This window comes from Streptomyces sp. NPDC002467 (assembly GCF_042889825.1).
In the GTDB taxonomy this organism is placed as follows: domain Bacteria; phylum Actinomycetota; class Actinomycetes; order Streptomycetales; family Streptomycetaceae; genus Streptomyces.
Window position 1 is genome coordinate 1 of the sequence record NZ_JBIARJ010000047.1, and the last position, 6360, is coordinate 6360.

The 6360-nt window shown below is 70.5% G+C and carries 10 protein-coding genes and 1 pseudogene; 3 read left to right on the forward strand and 8 right to left on the reverse strand.

Annotated features, from left to right (window positions below; genetic code table 11):
• Positions 1-444, forward strand: a pseudogene (locus ACFYYJ_RS41370) (methylmalonyl Co-A mutase-associated GTPase MeaB); the annotation flags it as partial.
• Between the two features lie 15 nt (positions 445-459).
• On the opposite strand, the gene ACFYYJ_RS41375 reads toward ACFYYJ_RS41370, so the two are convergent.
• Positions 460-894 carry a YdeI/OmpD-associated family protein gene (locus ACFYYJ_RS41375; protein WP_385365731.1) on the reverse strand — a complete coding sequence of 145 codons (435 nt, stop codon included), beginning with the start codon at positions 892-894 and terminating at the stop codon, positions 460-462.
• Between the two features lie 11 nt (positions 895-905).
• Entirely contained in the window at positions 906-1319 is a 414-nt protein-coding gene (locus ACFYYJ_RS41380) for a VOC family protein (RefSeq protein WP_389140155.1), read from the reverse strand.
• A 242-nt stretch (positions 1320-1561) separates the two neighbouring features.
• On the opposite strand from ACFYYJ_RS41380, the gene ACFYYJ_RS41385 reads away from it, so the two are divergent.
• Complete coding sequence (locus tag ACFYYJ_RS41385; protein ID WP_385365732.1) at positions 1562-1687, forward strand: hypothetical protein; 126 nt, start codon at positions 1562-1564, stop codon at positions 1685-1687.
• 4 nt (positions 1688-1691) lie between these two features.
• Here ACFYYJ_RS41385 and zapE read toward each other — a convergent pair whose 3' ends face one another.
• The 3 genes from zapE to ACFYYJ_RS41400 all read right to left on the reverse strand — a co-directional run bounded on the left by zapE (position 1692) and on the right by ACFYYJ_RS41400 (position 3881).
• The gene (zapE, locus tag ACFYYJ_RS41390; RefSeq protein ID WP_389140160.1) at positions 1692-2822 is read right to left on the reverse strand and encodes a cell division protein ZapE; all 1131 of its coding nucleotides are present in this window, start codon (positions 2820-2822) and stop codon (positions 1692-1694) included.
• A gap of 163 nt (positions 2823-2985) precedes the next feature.
• Positions 2986-3411, reverse strand: a complete 426-nt coding sequence (locus ACFYYJ_RS41395) for a DUF4267 domain-containing protein (protein WP_389140163.1) — start codon at positions 3409-3411, stop codon at positions 2986-2988.
• 23 nt (positions 3412-3434) lie between these two features.
• Positions 3435-3881, reverse strand: coding sequence for an anthrone oxygenase family protein (locus ACFYYJ_RS41400; protein ID WP_385134124.1), 447 nt, complete (start codon positions 3879-3881; stop codon positions 3435-3437).
• 90 nt (positions 3882-3971) lie between these two features.
• Here ACFYYJ_RS41400 and ACFYYJ_RS41405 point away from each other — a divergent pair, with 90 nt between their 5' ends.
• On the forward strand, positions 3972-4550 hold the full coding sequence (locus ACFYYJ_RS41405) for a TetR/AcrR family transcriptional regulator (RefSeq protein ID WP_389140168.1): 579 nt from the start codon (positions 3972-3974) through the stop codon (positions 4548-4550).
• A gap of 51 nt (positions 4551-4601) precedes the next feature.
• On the opposite strand, the gene ACFYYJ_RS41410 is transcribed toward ACFYYJ_RS41405, so the two are convergent.
• The 3 genes from ACFYYJ_RS41410 to ACFYYJ_RS41420 all read right to left on the reverse strand — a co-directional run bounded on the left by ACFYYJ_RS41410 (position 4602) and on the right by ACFYYJ_RS41420 (position 6088).
• The gene (locus ACFYYJ_RS41410) at positions 4602-5024 is read right to left on the reverse strand and encodes a PIN domain nuclease (RefSeq protein WP_389140171.1); all 423 of its coding nucleotides are present in this window, start codon (positions 5022-5024) and stop codon (positions 4602-4604) included.
• Positions 5021-5236, reverse strand: a complete 216-nt coding sequence (locus tag ACFYYJ_RS41415; protein ID WP_385134133.1) for a type II toxin-antitoxin system VapB family antitoxin — start codon at positions 5234-5236, stop codon at positions 5021-5023. Before ACFYYJ_RS41415 ends, ACFYYJ_RS41410 begins: the two co-directional genes overlap by 4 nt.
• 78 nt (positions 5237-5314) lie before the next feature.
• On the reverse strand, positions 5315-6088 hold the full coding sequence (locus tag ACFYYJ_RS41420; RefSeq protein WP_385134136.1) for a helix-turn-helix domain-containing protein: 774 nt from the start codon (positions 6086-6088) through the stop codon (positions 5315-5317).
• Between the last annotated feature and the right edge of the window lie 272 nt (positions 6089-6360).

The window sequence follows — 6360 nt, forward strand, 5'->3', positions numbered from 1 at the left end:
CAGCTCCAGGGCATCAAGAAGGGCGTCCTCGAACTGGCCGACGTCCTCGCCGTCAACAAGGCCGACGGGCCCCACGAACGCGACGCGAAAGCAGCGGCGAGGGAGTTGTCGGGGGCACTGCGCCTGATGCACCCCACCGACGCCGCCTGGACCCCACCCGTCCTCACCTGCAGCGCCCGCGAATCCACCGGACTCGACGGGGTCTGGAACCGCCTCGAACAACACCGCGCGACGCTCGACTCCACCGGCCGCCTCGCGGCCAAACGGCGCGACCAGCAGATCGAGTGGACCTGGTCGATGGTCCGCGACGAACTCCTCGAACGCCTCCGCGCCGACCCGGCCGTCCGCGGCCTCGCCCCCGCCCTCGAAGCCCGTGTCCGCGACGGTTCCCTGACGGCCACCGCGGCCGCCGACCGGATCCTGGCGGCGTTCCGCGAGACCTGAGACGGCGAACGGGTGTCAGCCGCGCAGGGCGGCGACGGCCTTCTCGATGCGCCGTTGGCGCGTCTCCGGCTTCTTCGCGCTCTCGATGGCACGCACGTGCTCGCGCTTGCGGCTGTACGTGAGGCCGTCGTACGCGGCGCGGGCGGCCGGGTCCTCGTCCAGGGCCCGGGCGAAGTCCGCCGGCTCGACGACGACACGGGGCTCGGTGTCGAGTTCCACCTCGACCTCGACCTCCTCGCCGATCTCGACGCCCGCGGCCTCCCGGTTGGCATGGCTGAGGCCGATCAGGTGGCGCCCGCGCAGGAGGGCGATCCGGCTCCTCCAGGAGTGTCCTTCGATCGTGATCGTCACCGGCGGCCGCGAGCCCTCGCCGAGCGCTGCCACGACCTCGGGCGGAACCTCCAGACCCCGCATGGGTTCGGGCGGCTCGACGTGGGCCCGGAACTTCATGCTCTTCCCCTCTACTCGGCGTAGGGCTGATCGGTGCCCTGGGCGCTGTAGCCGAGGCTCCAGACGTAGCCGTCGGGGTCGGCGAAGGTGCCGCCGTACCTGCCCCAGGGCAGGGCGCCGGCGGGCTTGAGGACCTTGGCGCCGGCCTTCTGGGCCTCCGCCATGACCTCGTCGACGCGCGCCTCGCTGCGCACGACGTAGGTCAGGACCAGCCCGCTGAAACCGCTGCCCTCCTGGTCCGTGCCCACCTGCTGGGCCAGGCCTTCGCGGCTGTAGAAGCCGACGGGCGAGGCGCCGTCGGATTCGAAGAACACCGATATGCCGAAGTCGCTCTGGATCTTCCAGCCGAGCCCCTCGACGTAGAACCGCTTGGCGGCCTCCATGTCCCGGACTCCGAGCAGGATCGAGCTGACGTGTGCCTTCATGCTTGCTCCTTGTGCTGCACGTGACTGGTGATGCTCATGGTGAGGCTAGGCGGGGCCCGCCGAACCGCGCTTCTCGATTTCTGATCGATCCGGCGAGTGCCCTGAGCGTGCCGGACTTCGCAGGACACGGAGGTGCGGGCGTTCCTCCACGACCTGCGCGGCAGGAACGTGGACGGGTTCGAGGCCCGGCTACGCGAGGCGCAGCGGGCGGGGGAACTCCCCGCCGAGGCCGCCCCCGAGCCTTGGCCGACTACTTCGCCACGGTCCTCCAGGGCCTCTCCCAACGAGCCCAGGACGGCGCCACGGCCGCCCAGCTGACGGCGGCGGTCGAACTGGCCCTGACCGCCTGGCCGGGACCGCGACGCTGACCGGTCAATGGCCGCCCGCCGCGGCGGGACGGGTTCGGTCCGGGCGGCGGAGCATGGCGAGGCGGCTCGCCGTGCGGTCCAGGTCTCGGGTCAGGGCCTGGTCGGCGGGGAGGTCGGCCAGTGGATCGGAGCCCATGAGGACCAGCCGGAGGTCCCGGTCGCAAGCGACGTCCACGAGGTTCGCGAACCGCTGCCGGCCGTCCGCGGAGGCCTCGACCAGTGGGGGTACGCCGTCCAGGACCAGGGTGGTGAACCGCTCGGCGAGGACCAGGTAGTCGGGGACCGCCGTCGCGGTCTCGCACAGCGCGTCGAAGCCGAACCATACGAGTTCTCCGCGCACCGCGCGGGCGGGCAGCTCCCGCAGGTGGGCGGGGACGGCGGTGGCCTCCGCGGGCGCGGGGGCGGTCAGGCCGAGCTCCGCCGGAGCGGTGTCGTGGGGGAGCAGGCACCAACCCGTCGCGAAGCGGCGGCCGCCTTCCGCCGGGTCGGGCGCGGGCTCGGGCGCCGCGAGTCGGCGGAAGTCCACCGGGCCCGTGACGTCCAGGACGTCCATCCGCTCCTCGATGAGCTTGATGGTGGGCTCGAAGAGGTGGTGGTAGAGCGGGTCCGGCATCAGCCCGGCGGGCGGGTAGTTGGAGGTGGTGACCAGGGTGATCCGGCGGTCCAACAGGGTGCGGAAGAGACGGGCGATCAGCATCGCGTCACCCGCGTCGTGCGCGTGGAACTCGTCGAATACGAGGACCCGGCTGTCCCCGATCAGCTCGTCCAGAGCGCTGTCGACGGCGCTCTGCCCGTCATGGCGGGAGTCGTGACGGGATCCCGGGCGCCCGCTCACTCCTCCGTGGAGCCGCCGGAAGAAGTCGTGGAAGTGCAGGCGGCGTTTACGCCCGTCCGGCAGCCCCTCGTAGAAGGTGTCCACCAGCCAACTCTTGCCGCGGCCGACCGGCCCCCACACGTACAGGTCGCGGGGCGGCTTCGGGAACGTCCAGGCAGGCCGGGCGAGTTCGCCCGCCAGGCGGGCCAGCCGCTCCACGGCTGCCTCCTGGGCCGGCGCGACCGAGAATCCGCGCCGCGCGGCGGCCTCGTGGAAGTGGCGGCGCATGGCCTGGTCATGCTTGTGCGCTGGGAAGTTCATCCGTTCGCATCCCCCGACTCGGCACCTCGAAAGGATCATGATCGCACCGGGACCGCCGGGTCGACAGCCCGAGAGCATCCGCGCCATGCCGCCTGCCGAGGCACGGCGTCCGGGACGTCGCGTCCGGCGTGAGGGCGAGCCGATGGCCGTGGTCAAGGCGGCTTCAGGCGGGCTGCGGGGCGGGTGTTGCCGGAGCGGGCGCGGCGTTGCGGGTCTCGCGCAGTATCAGCAGGCCGTTGACCACCATCAGTGTCGCGGTCAGGCAGTGGACGCCGAACGCGATGGCCACGGAGCCGTGGTGGGCCAGCACGTTGGCCATGTCGCCGTACGCGGCAAGGGCCTCCACCAGTAGCGCCCAGCCCAGCGCCCGGCGGTGGCCCGTCACCAGCAGGACGCCCAGGACCAGGGCCATGACGACGTCGCGGACTCCCTTGACGACGAGGAAGCCGTCGCCGTCGCCGGACGGCCAACTCGGCAGGCCGAAGCCCGGCGCCGTCGTCTCCGGGCTCACGATGTACTCCGTCCCGAACCAGAGGACGAAGAGGACGAAGACGGCGGCCAGGACGGTGTTGATCTTCTTCAGGGACATCGTTCTCTCCTTGACCCGCGGGGTCAGACGAGGGCGGCGACCAGCAGGGTGAAGGCGGCGATGATCACGGCCACGCGGGCGTAGTGGTAGCGGTCCCAGCGGTTCATCTGCTCCTTCCAGTCGGCGGGCCGGTTCTCGGGGGTCCACGTCTTGCCCTGGTTGTTGATCGGGACGAGCAGCAGGATCGACATGATCACGCTGAGGATCAGCAGCGCTGCGGCGGTGACGACGAGGCCGGTGCCGGGCCGGTGCCATCCGGCGATGGCCCAGACGGCGGTGAGGGCGAGCGAGGTGAAGTACCAGACCGGCATCAGGGCGCCGAGCATCCGGCCCCCGTGGGAGCGGGCGAGTTGGTCGCTGTCCTCGGGGAGTGCGCCGAAGATCCGGTTCATGACGAAGGCGACGGAGAACTCCACCCCCACCATCAGGCCGACGACCACGGTGGTGAACACCTCGAGTGCGTTGAACATGACGACCCCTCCGATATCTAGCGTTGCTAGCCGATGAGGCAACGCTAGTACTACTGCCGCTCGATTGTCTAGCGGTGCTAGGATCGAATCATGTCGGTACAGGAACGCAAGCAGCGCGAACGGGCGGACCGCGAGCGCCTCATCGTGGCCACGGCCCGCGAACTCGCCGAGCAACAGGGCTGGGACGCGGTCACCACCCGCCGGCTCGCCGAGCGCATCGAGTACAGCCAGCCCGTCCTCTACAGCCACTTCCGCGGCAAACGGGAGATCATCGGCGCCGTCGCCCTCCAGGGAGCCGCCGAGATGGCGGTCGCGCTGCGGGCCGCGACCGCCGCCGCGGACGGTCCCCGCGAGCGGGTCGCCGCCCTGGCCCGCGCCTACCTGGACTTCGCCGAGCGCCACCCGGCCGTCTACGACGCCCTGTTCCAGCTCGACGGCGGCCTGGCGTACGCGCGGGAGGACACCCCGGAACCGCTCAAGGACGCCTTCGCCGCGCTGATGGAGAGCCTCGGCGAGGTCGCCGGGGACGGAGTCCACCCGGGGGTGTTCACCGAGGTGTTCTGGGCCTCCCTGCACGGCCTCGCGACGCTGACCCGGGCGCGACGGCTGCCGCCGGAGTACACCGAGCTGCGGGTGGAACTGCTGGTGGACCGCCTCGCCGTGCTCTGACCACCCGACCCCTTCCGCTCTCCGGCCGGCGTACGGTCTGCCCGCGGGCGGCTACTTGGGGCCCTCCGGGCCGTACCACTGGAGGGGCTGGCCGGTGACCGCGGCGATGCACTCGAAGTCGTGATCGCGGTGCAGGAGGGTCAGCCCCTGCAACTCGGCGGTCGCGGCCACCACGAGGTCCACCGCCCCGGCACTGCGGTGCCTGCCTTGTTTGGTGAGGGCCTCCTGGACCTGCCAGGCGCGTTCGTAGGCACGGTCGTCGACCGGGACCCAGCCGAAGATCAGCCGGATGTCCTCAAGGACGCGCTCCCGGTCGGCGGCGGACCGGGCGCTGTAGAAGAACTCCAGCTCCGTGATGGGGCACGTGGCGATCAGGCCCGCGGCCGCGGCCTGGTCCCAGCCGTACCGCTCCGCGTCGCCCCGCATGAAACGGGCGAGGGCGCTCGTGTCGATCAGGTAGAGAGCCGCGTTCAACGTCGGTAGTTCCGCTTGTCCTCGAAGAGGGTCAGATCGAACGCGCCTTCGTCGGCCGCGGCACGCAGCCGAGTCAGGGCCAACGCGCGCCTCCTGTTCTCCAGCACCTCGCGCAGGGCCGTGTTGACCGTGTCCTTCTTGGTGCTCGTCCCCAGGGCTTTGGCCACGTCCGCGACCAGCTCGTCGTCGAGATCGATCACTGTTCGGCTCATGCGCACCTCCCGTATATCAAGTATGGAGACGATTATATCTCTCGTGGTTCAGCGGGGCCACGGGGTGGGCCGGAGCGGCTAGCCGCGGTCCGATCCCGGGCCGGTGGGACCGGTGGCGCCGGTAGCGCCGGCCGCCGGCGGTTCCGCCTTGACGTAGAGGATGTCGCGGGCCTGTTCCGCGGCGCGGGTGATGGTCTCGCCGATGAAGTCGAGGAAGCGGGCGATGTTCTCCAGGCGGACCGCGGCCGGGGTGTCGGGGCCCAGGACGCCGACGCCCTGGCGGGCGGTGTCGGCGAGTTGGTCGGTGGCCTTCGCGCTGGCGATCGTGGACTGGTAGAAGACGTCGTCGTCGACGATGTAGCGCTCGCGGCGGCGTTCGTCGCGCTCCCGGCGGATGAGGCCCTGGCCCTCCAGGAACGTGATCGCCTTGGAGATGGACGCCGGGCTGACCTGGAGCCGCTGGACCAGTTCGGACGCCGTGAGGGTGCCCGTGTCCGTGGTGTAGAGGGAGACCAGGACCCGCGCGCTTATCTTCGGCAGGCCCGAGGCCATGAAGAGGGTCGTGAACATCTCCTCGTACTCGCGCACGGCCTCGGGGTCGCGTCCATGGGCCGGTCGGGGCGCCTGCCCGGGCCTGGGGGCGGACTGCCTGCGGCGGTGGGTGCGGCGTTCGGTGGAGCGCTGGGCCAGGTCGGCGCGGTAGCCGGCGGGGCCGCCGTTGCGCATGACCTCGCGCGTGACGGTCGACGTCGGACGGTCGAGGCGTCGGGCGATCTCCGCGTAGGCGAGCCCGTCCGCCACCCCCAGCGCGATCTGCTGGCGTTCCTGCTGGGTGAGCCTGCCTCCCGGCATGTCAATCTCCGTCGTTCATGGGCCCCTTGTGGGTCCGCAGCGCCTCCAGCATAGCGTTCATTTCCTATCCATTGCAACGCAACGCGCAGAGACATTGCATTGAAATTCAAACCAGTGCAACGATTTATGCACTCTGAGCTGCAGTGATGCCATTTCTGCGCAACGAAGTTGTTGCCACTATCCATGAACGCAACGTAGCTTTCGGTCATCGGAAACAACGAGCCGAAGGAACGAAACCATGCAGACGTTCGCCACCACCGCCCCCGTCTCCA